This is a genomic window from Micromonospora sp. C31 (genome assembly GCF_018070575.1).
GTDB lineage: Bacteria > Actinomycetota > Actinomycetes > Mycobacteriales > Micromonosporaceae > Micromonospora.
Genome location: NZ_JAGPXN010000009.1, coordinates 16,113 through 33,748, shown reverse-complemented (window position 1 = coordinate 33,748; position 17,636 = coordinate 16,113). Strand labels below are relative to the sequence as shown.

Sequence of the window (17,636 nt, the reverse complement as noted above, 5' to 3'; positions counted from 1 at the left end):
GGTGGCCCTCACCGACCTGCCCGAGGAGCAGTTGCGGGCCTACCGCGGCCAGGTGTCGGAGCCGGCGGACTTCGACCGGTTCTGGGCGGACACGATCGCGGCGGCGCGCGAGTGCGGCTGGCCGGCGCGCGCCGAGCCGGTGCCCACCGGGCTGGCCACGGTCGACGTGCTCGACGTGACCTTCGCCGGGTTCGCCGGGCAGCCGGTGCGGGCCTGGCTGCGCCTGCCCCGCGACGCCGAGCCACCCCTGCCCACCGTCGTGCAGTACGCCGGCTACGGCGGCGGCCGGGGCCACCCGCTGGAGAACCTGCTCTGGGCCTCGGCCGGCTTCGCGCACCTGCAGATGGACACCCGGGGGCAGGGGGCGGGCTGGGCCCGGGGCGACACCCCGGATCCGGCCGCCGCCGGCCCCGAGGCGCCCGGGGTCCTCACCCGGGGCGTGACGGACCCCCGCACGTACTACTACCGGCGGTTCCTGACCGACGCGGTGCGGGCGGTGGACGCGGCCCGCACCCTGCCGGCGGTCGATCCGGCGCGGGTCGCGGTCCTCGGGCACAGCCAGGGCGGCGCGGCGGCGCTCGCCGCCGCCGCGCTGGGGCCCGGCCTGCGGGCCGTCGTGGCCGGCGTGCCCTTCCTGTGCGACGTCCCGCGGGCGATCACGGTCACCGACGCGTACCCCTACCGGGAGGTCCGTGACTTCCTGGCGGTCCACCGGCACGCCGAGGAACGGGTGCTGGCCACCCTGGCCTACGTCGACGGGGTCAACTTCGCCCGCCGGTGCCACCTGCCGGCCCGCTTCTCCGTCGCGTTGATGGACGAGATCGTGCCCCCGTCGACCGTCTTCGCCGCCGTCAACGCCTGGCGGGGGCCGACGGAGGTGTCGGTCTGGCGGTACAACGGCCACGAGGCCGGCGGGATCGACGACGACGAGGCGGCCCTGCGCTTCCTGCGCGTACACCTGTCGCCGGACGGGGCGCCCGACGGTCCGTAGCCTGATAGACAGGGGGCGTGGCCAGGCCAGGTCGGATCCGCCGGCGAACCGCGACCGCCCGTGGGCGGGCCGTCGCGGCGGCCGTCGTGATCGTGGCGCTCGCGCCCGGCTGCACCCGGCCCGCGCCGTCGCCGCCGGCCGCACCGTCGCCGTCCGCCGCACCGACGCCGCCACCGTCCGCCCCGGCGGCCACGCCGCGCGGGCCGGGCCTCGTCGTGCTCACCGACGTCGACCCGCGCGTGCGCACCGACATCCGTTACGCGGGCGCGCACAACTTCGTCGGCCGCCCGGTCGCCGGCTACGCCGAACCGCTCTGCCTGCTCACCCGCCCGGCCGCCGAGGCGCTGCGCCGGGTGCAGGACGCCGCCCTGGCCCGGGGCCGCAGCCTGAAGGTGTACGACTGCTACCGCCCCCGACGGGCCGCCGACGACTTCGTCGAGTGGGCCCGGCAGCCGGGCGAGCAGCGGATGAAGGCCGAGTTCTATCCCCGGGTGGCCAAGTCCGAACTGTTCGACGAGGGCTACCTGGGCGCCCCCACCGCCCACAGCCGGGGCAGCACGGTCGACCTGACCCTGGTCGACGTGCCCACCCCCACCCAGCCCCCGTACGTCCCGGGCCAGCCCCTGGTCGCCTGCACCGCCCCGCAGGGGCAGCGCTTCGCCGACAACAGCGTCGACATGGGCACCGGCTTCGACTGCTTCGACCCGCTGGCGCACACCGACTCGCCGCGGGTCACCGGCGTGGCCCGGGACAACCGGCGGCTGCTGCGGCAGCTCATGACCGACGCCGGCTTCGTCAACTACGACCGCGAGTGGTGGCACTACCGCTACCGCGACGAACCCTGGCCGGACACCTACTTCGACGTGCCGGTGGCCCGCTCCTCGGCCGAGCCCGCCGGCGGCTGACACTCCCGCGCCGGCCAGGTTCCGTCCCGCCTACTTGAAGGCGGCGTGGCCGGTCAGCACCTGCCCGATGATGAGCTGGTGCACCTCGGACGTGCCCTCGTAGGTGAGCACGGACTCGAGGTTGGCCGAGTGCCGGATGACCGGGTAGTCGAGGGTGATCCCGGCCGCGCCCAGGACGGCGCGGCACTCGCGGGCGATGGCGATGGACTCGCGCACGCTGTTGAGCTTGCCCAGGCTGATCTGCCGGTGGTCGAGCGTGCCGGCGTCCTTCAGCGCGCCGATCTGCAACGCCAGCAGCATCCCCTTGCCCAGCTCCAGCCCCATGTCGGCGAGCTTGAGCTGGGTGGCCTGGTACGCGGCGAGCGGCTTGTCGAAGATCTGCCGGCTGCGGGCGTACGCGATCGTCGTCTCCAGGCAGTCGTGGGCCGCGCCCAACGCCCCGAAGACGATGCCGAACCGGGCCTCGTTGAGACACGTCAACGGCCCGGACAGGCCGGCGGCCTCCGGCAGCATCGCGTCGGCGGGCAGCCGTACGTCGTCGAGGACGAGTTCCGAGGTCACGGAGGCGCGCAGGGAGAGCTTGCGGGTGATCTCGGGGGCCGTGAAGCCGGGGGTGCCGGCGGGGACGAGGAAGCCGCGCACCCCCTCGTCGGTACGGGCCCACACCACGGCGACGTCCGCCACGGAGCCGTTGGTGATCCACATCTTGGTGCCGTTGAGCACCCAGTCGTCGCCGTCGCGGCGGGCCCTGGTCCGCATGCCGGCCGGGTCGGAGCCGAAGTCCGGTTCGGTCAGGCCGAAGCAGCCGATCGCCTCGCCGGCGGCCATCCGGGGCAGCCACTGCTGCTTCTGCTCCTCGGAGCCGAACCGCCAGATGGCGTACATGGCGAGCGATCCCTGCACCGACACCAGGGAACGCAGCCCCGAGTCGCCCGCCTCCAGCTCGAAGCAGGCCAGCCCGTACGCGACGGCGGAGGTGCCGGCGCAGCCGTAGCCGCGCAGGTGCATGCCGAGCACGCCGAGCTCACCGAGTTCGCGGGCCAGGTCCCGCACGGGCAGGCGGCCCTGCTCGTACCAGGTGGCGATCTCCGGGCGGATCCGTCGGTCGACGAAGCCACGGACGGCGGCCTGGAGCTGCCGGGTGTCGTCGTCGATCAGGGCGTCGACGCCGAAGTACGCGAGCGCGGGTGCGGGGGTGGACAGGGTCACGGTTCGTTTCCTTCCGGGGCTTGCAGGTGCGCGATCACGCTACGCGCGACGGCGACGGCCATCGCGTCCAGCGCGTCGTGGGTCATCGCCGCCATGTGCGGGGTGGCGAAGACCCGCCGATGGTGCAGCAGCGGGTCGTCGGGGCGGGGCGGTTCGGGCGCGAAGACGTCCACCGCGTAGCCGCGCAGCCGTCCGGCGTCGAGCGCGGCGAGGACGGCCGCGCTGTCCACGACCCCGGCCCGCGCGGTGTTGACCAGCAGGGCGTCCGGCCGCATCCGGGCGAGCGCGGCGGCGCCGACGAGGCCGGTCGTCTGCGGGGTCTGGGGCACGTGCAGGCTCACCACGTCGGCCTCGCGCAGCAGGTCGTCCAGCTCGACGAGGCGTACGCCCGGGGGTGCGACGGCCGTGGCGATGTCGTACCCGATCACGTTCATGCCCAGGCCCCGGGCGCGGGCCGCGACGCCCCGGCCGATCGCGCCGAGCCCGACCAGGCCCAGGGTACGGCCGGCGAGCATGGTTCCGGTCAGCCCGGCCGCGACGACCGCGGACGGCAGCGACCGGCCGGCCGGGAACTCGCCCCGGGTCAACGACGCGGCGGCCGACGGCGTCTGCCGGGCGAGGGTGAGGGCGGCCAGGATGACGAACTCGGCCACCGACTCGGCGTTGGCGCCGGGCGTGCCGACCACCCGGACGCCCAGGCGGTCGGCCGCGGCGAGGTCGATGCCGTCCAGCCCGGCGCCGTGGCGGCCGACGACCCTGAGCCGCCGGCCGGCTTCGAGCATGCCGGCCGTCACCGGTGAGGAGCGCACCACGAGGGCGTCGGCGGTGGCCAGCGGCCCGGCGGCGAGTGTCGCCGGGTCGGTGGCGTGGGCGACGTGCACCTCGCCGGCCGCCCGTAGCAGCTCCATGCCGGCTGCGGCGATGGGCTCGGTGAGCAGGATCCTCGGTGTCATGGCGTCCTCACCAGCCGGTGTAGCAGGTCACGGGCACGGAGTAGAAGTCCCGGGCGTAGCCGCCCTGCTCCCGGGGGCCGTGGTTGGAGGCGCCGGTGCCGCCGAAGGGCAGGTGCAGTTCGGTGCCGGCGGTGGGCAGGTTGACCGAGACGATGCCGGCGCGGGCGTCGCGCTTGAACCGTTCGGCCGCAGCCAGCGACGTGGTCACGATGCCGGCGGAGAGCCCGTAGTCGGTGTCGCCGGCGACGCTGATGGCCTCGTCGAGGTCGTCGACCCTGATCACGCAGGAGACCGGGCCGAAGATCTCCTCCCGGGCCAGCCGCATGTCGTTGCGCGCGTCGGCGAACAGGGTGGGCCGCATGAACTGGCCCTCGTCCGGGTGGTGCGTCCCGCCGGCCACCACCCTCGCGCCCTCGTCGCGCCCGATCCGGACGTAGTCGAGGTTCTGGGCGAGCTGTTCGGGGCTCACCACCGGGCCCAGCTCACTCAACGGGTCGAGTGGATCGCCGACCCGGAGCGCACCGGCCGCCGCGGCGAGTGCGTCGACGAACCGGTCGTGGATGCCCGCCTGCACGATCAGCCGGCTCGACGCCGTGCAGCGTTGGCCGCTGCTGAAGAAGCTGCCGTCCAGGGCGCAGCGCACCGCCACCTGCAGATCGGCGTCGTCGAGCACCACGAGCGGGTTCTTGCCGCCCATCTCGAGCTGGAACCGCTTGTTGCCGTGGGCGAGGCACCGCTGTGCCACGTGGCTGCCGGTGCCGGTGCCGCCGGTGAAGGAGACGCCGTCGATCCCGGTCGAGGTCAGCAGCTCCTCGCCGACGACCCGGCCGGCGCCCATGACGAGGTTGAACACGCCGGGCGGCAGCCCGGAGCCGGCGATGATCCGGGCGAGTTCCCCGGCCGAGGCGGTGACCAGTTCGGCCGGTTTGAGGACGACCGCGTTGCCGTAGGCGAGGGCGGGCGCGACCTTCCAGGCCGGGATGGCGAGGGGGTAGTTCCACGGCGTGATGATCCCGACCACGCCCAGCGGTCGGCGCCGGACCTCGGCGTGCACGCCGGGACGGGTGGAGGCGTAGACCTCGCCCTGCGGCTGCAACAGCTGGTGGGCGTAGTAGCGGAAGGTCTGACCGGCCCGGGTGACCTCCCCGCGCGCCTCGCTGAGCAGCTTGCCCTCCTCCCGCGCGAGCAGGACCGCCAGTTCCTCGGTTCGCCGCAGGATGGTGGTGCCGATGTCGTCCAGGACGTCCATCCGGGACCCGACGGACTGGCCGGCCCAGCCGGGCTGCGCACGGCGGGCGGCCTCGATCGCCGCGCGGGTGGTGTCCCGGTCGGCCACGGCGTACTCGCTGACGACCTCGCCGGGCCGTGCGGGGTTGCCGTTCGGTCGGCGTTCCCCGTCGACCCACTCACCGTCGACGAGGTTGAGGTGCAGCGGCACGGCCGTGGTCACCGGTCACCGGCCACGGCGGCGAGGGGCTGGTCCATGGGGCCGGGCTCCTCCGGGAAGTGGCAGGCGACCTGGTGGCCGCCGCCGGCGGCGGAGGTCAGCACCGGCTCCTGCACCGCGCAGATCTCCTGCGCCTTCCAGCACCGGGTGCGGAAGCGGCACCCACTGGGCGGGCTGAGCGGGCTCGGCACGTCTCCGGTGAGGATGACGCGCTGGCGCTCGGTCTCGACCAGGGGATCGGGGATCGGCACCGCCGACAGCAGCGCCTTGGTGTAGGGATGCTGCGGCCGGCGGTACATGTCCTCGCACTCGCCCACCTCGACGACGGTGCCGAGGTACATCACGGCGATGCGGTCGCAGAGGTGCCGTACGACGGCCAGGTCGTGGGCGATGAACATCATCGTCAGCCCCAGTTCCTCCTGCAGCTGTTCGAGCAGGTTGACGATCTGGGCCTGGACCGAGACGTCCAGCGCGGAGACCGGCTCGTCGGCGACGATGAAGTCCGGGTTGCTGACCAGCGCCCGCGCGATGCCCACCCGTTGCCGCTGGCCACCGGAGAACTCGTGCGGATAGCGCTCGTGCCATTGCGCGCTCAACCCGACCAGCTGCATGGTCTCCATCGCCTTGGCCCGCCGACCGGCGGCGGAGAGGTCCGCGTGCACGAGCAACGGCTCCTCGATGAGTTCGCCGATGCTCATGCGCGGGTTCAGCGACGCGTACGGGTCCTGGAAGATCATCTGCATCCGCCGGCGCATGGCCCGCATCGGACCGCGGCCCAGCGTGGTCAGCTCGGTGCCGTCGAAGGTCACCGTTCCGCTGGTCGGCTTGAGGAGCTGGAGGATGGCACGCCCCGTGGTGGACTTGCCGCAGCCGGACTCGCCCACCACGCCGATGATCTCGCCCCGCCGGACGTCGAGGTCCACCCCGGACACGGCACGCAGGCGGGCCGGGCGCAGCTTGCCGCGTACGGGAACCTTGAAGTCGACCGCCAGATCGCGCACCCGCAGCAGGGCCTGCTCGGAAGCGGTGACGGGAGATTCGGTCATCAGCTCTCCTCCGTCGAGAGATAGGGGTGCCGGTCCTCGGTGGAGAGCCAGCCGCCCTCGCTTTCGGGTCGCATGCCCCAGCAGCGGGTCAGCTGGCCCCGGTCCGGCGTCTCCCACGTCGTGACGAGGTCGGGCGCGCTGCCCTGACAGGTGTCCCGGACGTGCGCGCAGCGGGGGGCGAACCGGCAGCCGGGGGGCATCTCCGACAGCTCCGGCGGGCGCCCGGCGATCGGACGCAGCTTGCCGCCGCGGACGAGGTCAAGCCGGGGCACCGACCCCAGCAGCCCCCAGGTGTAGGGCATCTGCGGGCGGTGGAACAGGTCGACCGTCTCGGCCCGCTCCACGATCTGCCCGGCGTACATCACGTTGACCCGTTCCGCCATGCCGGCCACCACCCCGAGGTCGTGGGTGATGAGCAGCAGGGCGGTGCGGGTCTCCCGGGCCAACTCCCGCAGCAGCTCCAGGATCTGCGCCTGGATGGTCACGTCGAGCGCGGTGGTGATCTCGTCGGCGAGGATCAGCCGGGGCTGGCAGGAGAGGGCCATCGCGATCATCACGCGTTGCCGCATGCCGCCGGAGAGTTGGTGCGGATAGGAACTCAGCCGGGTCTCCGCGGCCGGGATGCGTACCATCTCCAGCAGTTCGACGGCCCGCGTACGCGCCGCCCTGCGACTCAGTCCAAGGTGCAGCTCCAGGGTCTCGGTGAGCTGCCTGCCCACGGTCAGGACCGGGTTCAGCGAGGTCATCGGATCCTGGAAGATCATCGAGATGCCCTTGCCGCGTACGGCACGTAGCTCGCGGGGGCGCAGGCGCACCAGGTCGCGGCCCTCGAAGAGGACCTGTCCGCCGGTCACCTGCCCGGCCGGCGGCACGATCAGGCCCATGATGGACTGCGCGGTGGCCGACTTCCCGCAGCCGGACTCGCCCACCAGTGCCACCGTTTCGCCGGCGTCGACGGTGAAGGAGACCCCGTCGACCGCCGTCACCGAACCCCGTGCCGCACGGAATTCGGTACGTAGGTCCCGCACCTCCAACAAGGCCATCGAACCCACCCCGCAGTCTGTTCGCTTGAACGTCGCCATTCGTCAACCAGGAGTGTTGCACAGACGATGTTCGTCGTCTAGGCTCCCGACAGCGACGAATACCGCCACCCAGTGAAGTTGGAGCAACGTTGGCATCCAAGGGCTCGATCGAGAAAGATCGCAGCATCATCCGGGAACTCGTCCAGGACCCGCGGCAGACGAACGTGGCGCTGGCCGCCAAGGTCGGCCTGTCGGAAGGGTCGGTTCGGCGACGGATGGAACGGCTGGTCGCGGACGGGCAGTTGCAGTTCGCCGCGATCCCCAGCGCTGCGTTCATGGGTCGTCCGGTGCACACACTCTTCGAGATCCAGAGCGCGCCGGGCAGCACCGAACAGCTCATCGACAAACTCGCGGGCATGCCGGAGATCGCGTACGTCTATCACGTGACCGGCCAGTTCGACGTCATCGCTGTCGGCTACTTCGCCTCCAGCAACGCCATGCGCCGGTTCTGGACGGAGCGGCTGGGCCACCTCGACGGGGTGATGGAGAGCCGCTCGGTGATGGTGCTGCGGGTCGCCAAGCGTGCGCACGAGTGGGCCCGCGACATCGCGGTCACCGGCGACGACGAATCCGCCTGGGACGCGGGCTCGGATCCCGGCGCGCCCGGTTCCGAAGTCTGACCAGACCGAAAGAGGCAAGACATGCTGCGCATCACGCTGATCCGCCTTGTGTCGGTTATTCCGGTCCTGCTCGGGATCTCGGTGATCTCGTTCCTGGTGATCCGCATGATCCCCGGCGACGTGATCAGCTCGATCATGGGCCAGGACTTCGGCGACCCCGCGATCGAGGCGGAGATGCGCCGCTACTTCGGGCTGGACATGCCCGTGTACGAGCAGTTCCTGAGGTGGTTGGGCGCCCTCCTCCAGGGCGACCTCGGCACCTCGATGCGCACCGGCCAGCCGGTGCTCGAAGAGATCATGCAGCGCTTCCCGTCCACGTTGCTGCTGGCCGTCTCGGCGTTGCTGGTCTCGATCCTCATCTCGATCCCGCTCGGTGTGCTCAGCGCCACCAAGCGTAACGGCCTGCTCGACGCCAGCACCCGGGTCGCGTCGCTGATCGGGTTGTCGCTGCCGAACTTCTGGCTCGGCATCCTCCTGGTCTACATCTTCTCGGTCTCGCTGGGCTGGCTGCCGTCACAGGGCGCCGGGGAGGGTGAGGGCTTCCTGGGCAGCCTGAAGTACCTCATCCTCCCGTCGGTCACCCTCGGCGCCAGCCTCGCCGCGATCAGCATGCGGATGACCCGTTCGAGCATGCTGGAGGTGCTCAACCAGGACTACGTCCGCACCGCCCGCGCGAAGGGGCTGGGCGAACGCGGGGTCATGGTCCGCCACGCCCTGCGCAACTCGCTGATCCCGGTGGTGACGGTGCTGGGCATCCAGGCCGGGGCGCTGCTGGGCGGCACGGTCATCGTGGAGCAGGTCTTCGCCTGGCCGGGGCTCGGCACGATGGTCATCCGCGGGATCAGCCAGCGTGACTACCCCGTCGTCCAGGGGACGCTGCTCTTCCTGGCCTTCTTCTACGTCGTGGTCAACCTCCTCGTCGACCTGCTCTACACCTACCTGGATCCGAGGTTGCGCAGTGGTCACTGAAGCCGTTCCCGGCCGCCGCCCAGGTGGTGGCAAGCAACAGGATGACGCCTCCCCGAAGTCGGTCGGCCGCCGCGGCGTCCACCTGCTCAGGTTGCTGACGCGGGACAAGGTCGGCCTGGTCGGGCTGGTCATCGTGGTGCTGATGATCGCGGCCGCCGCGTTGGCTCCGCTGATCGCCCCCTACGACCCGACCGCGATGTCCGACCAGCGGCTCGCCCCGCCCGGCGGCGACTTCCCGCTCGGCGCCGACGAGGCCGGGCGCGACCTGCTCAGCCGGGCGCTCTACGGCGCGCGCACCTCGCTGACGGTGAGCCTGATCGTGGTGACCTGCGCCGGGTTCTTCGGCGTCCTGCTGGGGCTGCTCGCCGGCTTCTACCGCGGCGTGCTCGACGCGATCATCACCCCGGCGACCGACATCATGTTCTCCTTCCCCACCCTGCTGCTGGCCCTCGCGGTCGTGGCCGCCCGTGGACCGGGCACGGAGAACCTCGTCCTGGCCCTGGTCATCGTCTTCATCCCCAGCTTCGCCCGGATCGTGCGCGGCACCGCGATGTCGGTGCGCCGGGAGCCGTACGTGGAGTCGGGCCAGGCGGTCGGGCTGAGCAACACCCGGCTCATCCTCAAGTACATCCTGCCCAACTCGGTTGCCCCGATCGCGGTGCAGTTCACCACGAGCATCGCCTACGCGATCCTGATCGAGGCGTCCCTGGGCTACCTCGGGCTCGGTGTGCAGCCGCCCCAGCCGTCCTGGGGCTCGATGCTGTCCAACGGCAAGTCCTTCATGGAGTTGTCGATCTGGCCGTCGGTCGTACCCGGCGTGTGCATCATGATCGCCGTCCTCGGCTTCAACCTCCTGGGCGACACCCTTCGCGACGTTCTGGACCCGCGGCTGCGGGGCCGCTCCAGTCGCTGACCCGCAAGGAGCACAACCGCGTGGAATCCATCGACGAGCACCTGGTCCGCCGCCTCACCGAGTTCTCCGCGGGCCAGCCGCTGCCCGAGCAGAGCTCCCCGGACGTCGACGTCGACCCCGGCCTGCTGCTGGACCACCTCGACGCCCAGATCCAGAGCCGCCACCTCGACCTCGCGCTGCGCTGGTTGCAGACCCAGGGGGAGGGGTTCTACACGATCGGGTCCAGTGGGCACGAGAGCAACGCCGCCGTCGCGCTGGCGCTGCGGCCGACCGACCCTGCCCTGCTGCACTACCGTTCCGGCGGCTTCTACGCCGCGCGGGCCGGCCAGGTCGCCGGCTCCACGCCGATCGCGGACGTGCTGCACTCGGCGGCGGCGTCCCGGCAGGACCCGATCTCCGGTGGTCGGCACAAGGTCTTCGGCCACCGGGACCTGAACATCATCCCGCAGACGTCGACGATCGCCTCCCACCTGCCCCGAGCCATGGGCATGGCGTTCGCGCTCGACCGGGGCGTCGCCGACACCGGATATCCGGCCGACGCCGTGGTCGTGTGCAGCTTCGGCGACGCCTCGGCCAACCACTCCACGGCGGCCGGGGCCCTGAACGCGGTGGGCTACAGCGCCCACCAGGGGATCCCGGTGCCGCTGCTGTTCGTCTGCGAGGACAACGGCATCGGCATCAGCACCCGCTCCCCGCGGGGCTGGGTGCGGCGGATGCTGTCGGCCCTGCCCGGCATCCACTACGCGTACGCCGACGGCACCGATCCCGCCGGCCTGCTGGCCACCGCGGCCGAGGTGGCGCACCGGGTGCGGACGCGGCGCCAGCCCGCCGTGCTGCACCTGGGCACCGTACGGTTCATGGGCCACGCCGGCTCGGACGCCGAGCTGGCCTACCGCACCCGTGCGGAGATCCTCGCCGACCACGCCCGCGACCCGATCCTGGCGACCGCGGCCCTGCTCGCGCGGCGCGGGATACTCAGCCCGGCCGAGACCCTCACCCGGTACGAGCATTCCCGCAAGCAGGTGATGGACCAGGCCCGGCTGATGCTGGGCCGCGTCGGAAGGCTGGCCGACCCGGCGGCGGTGACCGCGCCCCTGGCCGACCGCCGGGTCAGGCAGGTCGGCGAAGCCGCGCGCCGCGCCGGCGCCGCACGGGAGCGGGCGTTCGGTGGTCGGCCCCCCGAGTCCCGTGGTCCGCTCACCCTCGCGCAGTCGATCAACGCCGCCCTGCACGACGCGCTGTCGACCTGGCCGCAGGCCCAGGTCTTCGGCGAGGACGTGGCACGCAAGGGCGGTGTCTACGGCGTCACCCGGGGGTTGCGGAAGGCCTTCGGAGCCAACCGGGTCTTCGACACCCTCCTCGACGAACAGACCATCCTCGGGGTGGCGCTCGGCGGAGCCCTGGCCGGCACGCTGCCGATCCCGGAGATCCAGTACCTGGCCTACCTGCACAACGCCGAGGACCAGCTGCGCGGTGAGGCCGCGTCGCTGCGCTTCTTCTCCAACGGGCAGTACTCCAACGGCATGGTCGTGCGGATCGCCGGCCTGGCCTACCAGAAGGGGTTCGGCGGGCACTTCCACAACGACAACTCGGTGGCGGTGCTGCGCGACATTCCCGGGCTGGCCTTCGCGGTCGCGTCACACCCGGCCACCGCCCCCGCCCTGCTGCGCCAGTGTCTCGCCCTGGCCGAGCAGGAGGGGCGGGTGTGTGTCTTCCTGGAACCGATCGCGCTCTACCACCGCCGTGACCTGCACACCGACGGCGACGGCGGCTGGCTCGCCCCCTATCCGGAGCCGGCCGACTGGGCGGCGACGGAGAACCCCCTGGGCCAGGTGCGGACGGTGTGCGAGGGCACGGACCTGGCGATGGTCACCTTCGGCAACGGCGTTCCGATGAGCCTGCGGGTGGCCGCGACGCTGGCCCGGGAACGCCGGGTCAGCACCCGCGTCATCGACCTGCAGTGGTTGTCGCCGCTGCCGGCCGTGAGCATGCACGCCGCGCTCGCCGGGATCTCCCGGGTCCTCGTCGTCGACGAGAGCCGCACCAGCGGCGGCGTCTCCGAGGCGGTGGTGGCCGCACTGGTCGACGGCGGCTTCACCGGCCGGATCTCGCGCGTCAACAGCGTCGACAGCTACGTCCCCCTGGGCCCCGCCGCCGACGAGGTGCTGCTGGGCGAGGACGACGTGCTGGCGGCGGCCCGCTCGTTGCTCGGCTGATCCGAACCCCGACCCCGCCGGCGTGTCTGCGGGACGCGTGCGGCGTAGGCACGGGGTGCCAGCCCTGGCGAGCTGAGCCGTGCACGACATCGGGCCCTGGCCCTGTCCCGGGCACCGGGCGCAGCGGCCGGGCATGACGCGAAGGCGGCGGCCCCCCGGTGTCCGGGTGGGCCGCCGCCTTCCGCGCGCGGGTCGGTCAGTACCCCAGCTCCGGCTGGCGCTTCGTGCCGGTCAACGGCTCGCCGGCCAGGTAAAGGTCGAAGTTGGCGCAGAAGTCCGCGTAGAGCCGTTGCAGGTTGCCCGAACCGCGGAACGACGTGTGCGGGGTGGCCGTCGTGCGGGGCAGGCCCCACAACCGGTGCTCCGGCGGCAGCGGCTCCTCCTCGAACACGTCGAGCACGGCGCCGGCGATCCGGCCCCGCTGCATGGCGTCGACGAGCGCGTCCTCGACGATCAGCGCGCCCCGCCCGACGTTGACCAGGATGGCGGTCTCCTTCATCGCCGCGAAGCGCTCGGCGTCGAAGAAGTACCGGTTCTCCCCGGTCAGCGGCATGGCCAGCACCACGGAGTCGGCCTCGGGCAGCAGCGCCAGGTGGTCGGCGAACGACTCCACCCGGTCGAAGCCCTCGGCGGGCGTACCCGCGCGGTTGACCCCGATCACGGTGACGCCCAGGGCGCGGGCGCGCCAGGCCACCTCGCGGCCGATCCCGCCGGTGCCGAAGACCAGCATGGTGCTGCCGATGAGGTCCCGGCCGACGACCCGCACCCACTCCCGGCGCTCCTGGGCCTCGCGCAGCTCGGGAAACGCCCGCTGGTGCAGGAGCACCGCGCCGATGATGTACTCGGCGATCGGCACGTTGTAGGAGTTGCCGGACCGGGTGTAGACGAGCCCCTCGTCGAGGCGTCGGCGCATGATGTCGCCGCCGACCCAGTCGAAACCGGCGGCGGTGATCTGCACCCAGCGCAGCCCGTCGCACTTGCTCAGCAGCTCGTCGAAGGTGTCCTCGTTCATCGCGCTGCGCAGGATCACCTCGGCGTCGAGGTACTCCTCACGTACCGGCTCGTCCTCCGGCACCGACGTGAACCGGCAGTGTGGATAGCGCTCGCGCAGCTGCGGCAGCAGCTCGGCCAGGTTCGGCGTGATAAGGACGTGTGGTCCCCCGGTGGCGGCGGTCATGACGACTCCTGCGCCTGCTTCTTCCGCTCGTTGTAGGTCAGGCCGCCCTTGGCCCAGTTGTCGTACGACACCTCGTAGAGCAGGACGTGGGTGTTCTCCCGGGGGGAGCCGTACTTGACCAGCACGTCGGTCAGCTCGGCGATGATCGCGTTCTTGGTTTCCTGGTCACGCTTGCCGATCTCGGCACGGATGATTGCCATCGTCCTCAGTTCTCCTTTGTCGTCGCCGCCGCGGCGAAGTCGGGATTGTTGGCGTACTCGGCCTTGACCGCGAGGTAGGCGAAGGCGTGCGAGACACCGGTGCGCAGCACCCCGTCGAAGACCTCACGGGCCTTGTCGACGTCGCCCTGGTGGTAGTACCAGTTGCCCAGACCGTAACCCTGGGTGACGGTCTTCAGGTCGTTGCCGTCACACATCGCCCACAGCTGCTCCGGGGTGATCTCGCCGGTGTAGAGCTGCATCCGGCCCTCGTACCCGACCAGGTGGTCCTCCTGGACCAGGGAGATCTTGCGGAACCGGTCGAGCACCTCCTCGGCCTCGGCCGGCCGGCCGAGCCGGCGCAGCGCCATGTACTGCCAGTCCTGCGAGGCGACGGTGCCCTCCTGGTGCCGCGAGGACTCCTCGGCCGCGCGGAAGCTCGGCAGGCAGCCCTCGAAGTCACCGATCAGGTACTGGGCGACCCCGAGGTGGTACCAGATGCCGGCGTGCAGCGTCGCGTTGTACCGGCCGAGGGCCTGCGGGTCCTGGGCGGCCATGGTGTCGGTGAGGTGCTGCGGGCGTACCTGCTCGGGCCGGCCGAGGATCAGGCTGACGACGTCCTTCTCCACCTCGGGCTGGTACATCTCGTACTCGTCCTCGACGCCGGGCAGTTGGTCGGCCGCCGCCCGCAGGTCCGCGATGGCGCCGGCGTAGTCGCCGATCGAGATGCGCCGGTGCCCGCGGAAGCGCAGCAGGCGTGCGCTGCCCGGCTCCAGCTCGAGCGCCTCGGTCAGCAGCGCCACCGACTCGCCGTGCTTGTTGAGGTAGCCCTTGAGCCGGGCGGCGATGACATAGCGGTCGGTCAGCGGTACAGCCGTCATGGGCCTGCCTTTCGTCGTCCTGCGGGGGTGGCGGGGGCGCCGGGAGTTCGGCGCCCCCGCCGTGGCGTCAGCGGTCGAGCCAGAGGTGCCGGTAGAAGCGGTACGTCGGGGTCGGGTCGCCCCGGTATCCCATGACGTCCTTCTGCACCACGTCGAAGTCCGCGTTCAGGAAGGTCATGGCCACCGGCCCCCGCTCGGCCAGGATCTTCTCGGCCTGCTGGTAGAGCGCGGCGCGCTTGTCCCTGTCCATCTCCGAGCGGGCCTGCACGACGAGGCTCTCGTACTCCTTGTCGACCCAGTTGCCGTAGTTCAGGCCACCGCCGGGCAGGAAGCTGGCGGTGAACCGCTCGTCGGGGTCGTAGGTCAGGCCGAAGCCGGACTGGTACATGTCGAAGTCGGCGGACTTCGTCTTCGTGTCGGCGATGGTCGCCTCGACCGACTCGATGGTGACCTTGATGCCGATCTTGGCGAGCTGCTGCTGCTCCACCTCGGCCGAGCGCACCTGGAACGCCGAGGTGGCGATCACCAGGAGCTTGGTCTCGAAGCCGTCCGGATATCCCGCCTCGGCCAGCAGCGCCTTGGCCTTCTCGATGTCGGGTTTGCCGTAGACCGGCTCCTTCAGCGCGCCGAACCGGTCCGGTGGCAGGTACCCGGCGTTGAGCGGGGTGCCGAAGCCGGAGTTGGCCACGTTGAGGATCTCCTGGCGGTCGAGCGCCAGGTAGATGGCCTGCCGGACCTTCACGTTGTCGTACGGGGCCTTGGAGGTGTTGAGCCGCAGGTGCAGCGAGAGCGACCCGGATCCGCCGTACCACTTGAGCTTCTCGTCGCTCTTGAGCGCGTCGATGAACTCGGGCGCGGGACGCCAGAGGAAGTCGACGGTGCCACTGCGTACCGCCGCGGCGCGGGCGTTGTCGTCCGGGTTGAAGGTGAAGTCCATCCCGTCGAGGTAGGGAACGCCCGGCTCCCAGTACTGGGCGTGCTTGTCGAGCTTGATCGCCTGGCCGGCGACCCGCGAGGCGATCTTGAAGGGGCCACTGCCGCCGTCGACGCTGCCGTTGAGGCCGCCCGCCTCGGCCACCGTGCGGTCCACGACCGACGAGGCGGCGGTGGAGAGCAGGGTCAGGATGGCGGCGTTCGGCTTGGCCAGCTTCATCTCGACCGTACGCTCGTCGAGCGCCGTGACCGAGGTGATGCCCTCGTAGCTACGGGCCCGTGGCGCCCGGGTCGCCGGGTCCTGGATCCGCTCGATCGAGTACTTCACGTCCGCCGCGGTCACCTTGCGCCCGCTGTGGAAGACCGCGTTGTCGCGCAGCTTGAACGTCAGCGTCAGGCCGTCGCCGCTCTGCGTCCACGACTCCGCGATCGCCGGCTTGATCTCGCCCCGGTACGACTGCACCAGCGACTCGTAGACCTGCTCGTTGATGACGAAGGCCGAGGTCTCCGACATGCGGTGCGGGTCGAGTTCGTTGGCGTCCAGCCGGATCATCACCCGGAGCCGACCGCCGGACTTGGGGGTGCCAGCCGGCTGCGACTCGTCCTCGAGGCGGACGTTGCCGCTCAGTCCGTCGTTGGAGCTGCTGCCGCTGTTCTTGGACGGAGGCTCACCGCCTCCGCAGCCGGCGGCGAGCGCCGCGACGACGCCCACTGCCAGCACCTTGGTCAAAACACGAGTACGCATTGGTCTCCTTGGCTGGTGTCACGATCAGCACTTACAGGTCAGGCCGGCTTCCACGTCTGTCCGTAGACCCGGAGCCAGTTGCCGCCGAGGACCTTGGTCACGTCCTCCGGCGAGAAGCCGCCGTCGAGCAGCGCCTGGGTGAAGTTGGGGAAGTCCGCGGCGTCGTCCATTCCGATCGCCCGACGCTCGTTCCAGCCGAAGTCGCCGAGGAGGTTCTGGTTCTCCTTGGAGTTCGACTGCGCGATGGACTTCAGCTGCGCGATCCGCATCGGCTCGGTCCACGTCTCGTCGTAGTCGGTGGCGATCGCGACGTGGTCGATGCCGGCCACCTCCACCACGCGGCTGACGTGCTCGACGAAGCGGGCCAGGTCCGGACGCCGGGACGGGTCCTCCGGGTAGTAGAGGAAGCCGGACAGGGTGGTGATTCCCATGACGCCGCCCTGCTCGCCGAGGGTGCGCAGGTAGCCGTCGGACTTGGCCCGGATGTGCGGCGACATCGCGTCGCAGAAGGAATGGGTCACGACGACCGGCTTGGCGGACGCCTCCATGGCGTCCAGGCCGGTGCGCTCGCCGCAGTGCGAGACGTCGACCAGGATGCCCAGCTCGTCCATCGCCTGGACGAAGCGGCGGCCCCGGTGCGTCAGACCGGAATCGGTCTCCTCGCCGCAGCCGGCGCCGAGCAGGTTCTGCCGCTGGTAGGTCAGCTGCAGGATGCGGACGCCGAGATCGTAGAAGGTGCCGAGCAGGTCGAGGTCGGCCCCGATCATCTCGGTGTCCTGCGGGCCGAAGATGACGGCTTCCTTGCCCTCGGCCTTGGCCCGTTCGATGTCGGCGACGGTGAGCGCGAGCAGTACGTCGTCGGAGTGCTCGTCGATCCACCTGCGGCACTGGTTCACCTCCCGCAGGGCGGTGACCGTGTCCGCGTACGGCCTGGTGACGGTGTGGTTGACAGCGGTGACGCCGCCTCGCCGGATCCGGTCGAGGTGGGCGTCGCTGAGCTCGATGACCGTGCTCCCGTCCACCACGGTGGCGGCGGTGTGGAGCTCGGTCGCCGAGGTGGCGGGAATTTCCGTGGTGGCAGTGTTCACGTCATCTCCAGGATCATCGGAAGATGGTGAGACACTACGAGTGCCGCTCGTTTCTGTCTATAGATCCTGGCTATCTCGTCAAATAATCGTTCTGAAGCGACGAATATCGTCACTTTGAAGGTCTGCGAGTCGCCGTAGGGGAGCATTGTGGAATAAAAAGGACAACCTCCTGCTGGCCGGCCGGACAGGCCGTCCCCGCGCGGCGACGCCGTTCTGCACGGACGGCGAATGTGCCGTCAGGTGCGGGGAGTGGGCTGCGCAGGG

General features: G+C 71.2%; 16 protein-coding genes. 6 read left to right on the top strand and 10 right to left on the bottom strand.

Translation table 11 applies throughout. From position 1 onward, the window contains the following. The first annotated feature begins 1 nt into the window (after position 1). Together KBX06_RS14025 and KBX06_RS14020 are read left to right on the top strand one after the other, a co-directional pair. Positions 2-991, top strand: coding sequence for an acetylxylan esterase (locus KBX06_RS14025; protein WP_210834957.1), 990 nt, complete (start codon positions 2-4; stop codon positions 989-991). A gap of 17 nt (positions 992-1,008) precedes the next feature. Then, positions 1,009-1,896, top strand: a complete 888-nt coding sequence (locus KBX06_RS14020; protein WP_374225636.1) for a M15 family metallopeptidase — start codon at positions 1,009-1,011, stop codon at positions 1,894-1,896. 30 nt (positions 1,897-1,926) lie between these two features. Here the strand turns inward: KBX06_RS14020 and KBX06_RS14015 are convergent, their stop codons facing one another. From KBX06_RS14015 to KBX06_RS13995, 5 genes are read right to left on the bottom strand one after another with little or no spacing between them, the layout of a single operon-like run. Continuing rightward, positions 1,927-3,054: an acyl-CoA dehydrogenase family protein gene (locus KBX06_RS14015; protein ID WP_374225641.1), complete on the bottom strand. Its 1,128-nt coding sequence runs from the start codon at positions 3,052-3,054 to the stop codon at positions 1,927-1,929. Between the two features lie 47 nt (positions 3,055-3,101). Next, positions 3,102-4,058: a hydroxyacid dehydrogenase gene (locus KBX06_RS14010; RefSeq protein WP_210834955.1), complete on the bottom strand. Its 957-nt coding sequence runs from the start codon at positions 4,056-4,058 to the stop codon at positions 3,102-3,104. 7 nt (positions 4,059-4,065) lie between these two features. After that, a complete protein-coding gene (locus KBX06_RS14005; protein ID WP_307854624.1) occupies positions 4,066-5,508 on the bottom strand; it encodes an aldehyde dehydrogenase family protein in 1,443 nt (480 codons plus the stop codon). Continuing rightward, positions 5,505-6,551 carry an ABC transporter ATP-binding protein gene (locus KBX06_RS14000; RefSeq protein WP_210834954.1) on the bottom strand — a complete coding sequence of 349 codons (1,047 nt, stop codon included), beginning with the start codon at positions 6,549-6,551 and terminating at the stop codon, positions 5,505-5,507. The genes KBX06_RS14005 and KBX06_RS14000 overlap by 4 nt, the downstream gene beginning before the upstream one ends. Continuing rightward, entirely contained in the window at positions 6,551-7,594 is a 1,044-nt protein-coding gene (locus KBX06_RS13995; RefSeq protein WP_210834953.1) for an ABC transporter ATP-binding protein, read from the bottom strand. Before KBX06_RS13995 ends, KBX06_RS14000 begins: the two co-directional genes overlap by 1 nt. 128 nt (positions 7,595-7,722) lie before the next feature. On the opposite strand from KBX06_RS13995, the gene KBX06_RS13990 reads away from it, so the two are divergent. From KBX06_RS13990 to KBX06_RS13975, 4 genes are all read left to right on the top strand, one after another. Next, positions 7,723-8,253, top strand: coding sequence for an Lrp/AsnC family transcriptional regulator (locus tag KBX06_RS13990; RefSeq protein WP_210834952.1), 531 nt, complete (start codon positions 7,723-7,725; stop codon positions 8,251-8,253). Positions 8,254-8,274: 21 nt separating this feature from the next. Continuing rightward, positions 8,275-9,222, top strand: a complete 948-nt coding sequence (gene nikB / locus KBX06_RS13985; protein WP_247685881.1) for a nickel ABC transporter permease — start codon at positions 8,275-8,277, stop codon at positions 9,220-9,222. After that, positions 9,212-10,135 carry an ABC transporter permease gene (locus KBX06_RS13980; protein ID WP_307854623.1) on the top strand — a complete coding sequence of 308 codons (924 nt, stop codon included), beginning with the start codon at positions 9,212-9,214 and terminating at the stop codon, positions 10,133-10,135. Before nikB ends, KBX06_RS13980 begins: the two co-directional genes overlap by 11 nt. A gap of 80 nt (positions 10,136-10,215) precedes the next feature. Beyond that, entirely contained in the window at positions 10,216-12,351 is a 2,136-nt protein-coding gene (locus tag KBX06_RS13975; protein ID WP_247685893.1) for a thiamine pyrophosphate-dependent enzyme, read from the top strand. A 196-nt stretch (positions 12,352-12,547) separates the two neighbouring features. Here the strand turns inward: KBX06_RS13975 and KBX06_RS13970 are convergent, their stop codons facing one another. From KBX06_RS13970 to KBX06_RS13950, 5 genes are all read right to left on the bottom strand, one after another. Then, positions 12,548-13,528: a D-2-hydroxyacid dehydrogenase gene (locus tag KBX06_RS13970; protein WP_210834950.1), complete on the bottom strand. Its 981-nt coding sequence runs from the start codon at positions 13,526-13,528 to the stop codon at positions 12,548-12,550. Further along, positions 13,525-13,728 carry a tautomerase family protein gene (locus tag KBX06_RS13965; protein WP_089000078.1) on the bottom strand — a complete coding sequence of 68 codons (204 nt, stop codon included), beginning with the start codon at positions 13,726-13,728 and terminating at the stop codon, positions 13,525-13,527. The genes KBX06_RS13970 and KBX06_RS13965 overlap by 4 nt, the downstream gene beginning before the upstream one ends. 5 nt (positions 13,729-13,733) lie before the next feature. Beyond that, a complete protein-coding gene (locus tag KBX06_RS13960) occupies positions 13,734-14,606 on the bottom strand; it encodes a tetratricopeptide repeat protein (RefSeq protein WP_210834949.1) in 873 nt (290 codons plus the stop codon). A gap of 67 nt (positions 14,607-14,673) precedes the next feature. After that, on the bottom strand, positions 14,674-16,284 hold the full coding sequence (locus KBX06_RS13955) for an ABC transporter substrate-binding protein (protein ID WP_210834948.1): 1,611 nt from the start codon (positions 16,282-16,284) through the stop codon (positions 14,674-14,676). A 38-nt stretch (positions 16,285-16,322) separates the two neighbouring features. Next, on the bottom strand, positions 16,323-17,372 hold the full coding sequence (locus tag KBX06_RS13950) for a dipeptidase (protein WP_210834947.1): 1,050 nt from the start codon (positions 17,370-17,372) through the stop codon (positions 16,323-16,325). Between the last annotated feature and the right edge of the window lie 264 nt (positions 17,373-17,636).

Bases quoted from the DNA above. Each gene is read 5' to 3' on its own strand.
- KBX06_RS13960 (WP_210834949.1), bottom strand. From the start codon at position 14,606: ATGACGGCTGTACCGCTGACCGACCGCTATGTCATCGCCGCCCGGCTC.
- KBX06_RS13965 (WP_089000078.1), bottom strand. From the start codon at position 13,728: ATGGCAATCATCCGTGCCGAGATCGGCAAGCGTGACCAGGAAACCAAG.
- KBX06_RS14010 (WP_210834955.1), bottom strand. From the start codon at position 4,058: ATGACACCGAGGATCCTGCTCACCGAGCCCATCGCCGCAGCCGGCATG.
- KBX06_RS14000 (WP_210834954.1), bottom strand. From the start codon at position 6,551: ATGACCGAATCTCCCGTCACCGCTTCCGAGCAGGCCCTGCTGCGGGTG.
- KBX06_RS13970 (WP_210834950.1), bottom strand. From the start codon at position 13,528: ATGACCGCCGCCACCGGGGGACCACACGTCCTTATCACGCCGAACCTG.
- KBX06_RS13955 (WP_210834948.1), bottom strand. From the start codon at position 16,284: ATGCGTACTCGTGTTTTGACCAAGGTGCTGGCAGTGGGCGTCGTCGCG.
- nikB (WP_247685881.1), top strand. From the start codon at position 8,275: ATGCTGCGCATCACGCTGATCCGCCTTGTGTCGGTTATTCCGGTCCTG.
- KBX06_RS13995 (WP_210834953.1), bottom strand. From the start codon at position 7,594: ATGGCCTTGTTGGAGGTGCGGGACCTACGTACCGAATTCCGTGCGGCA.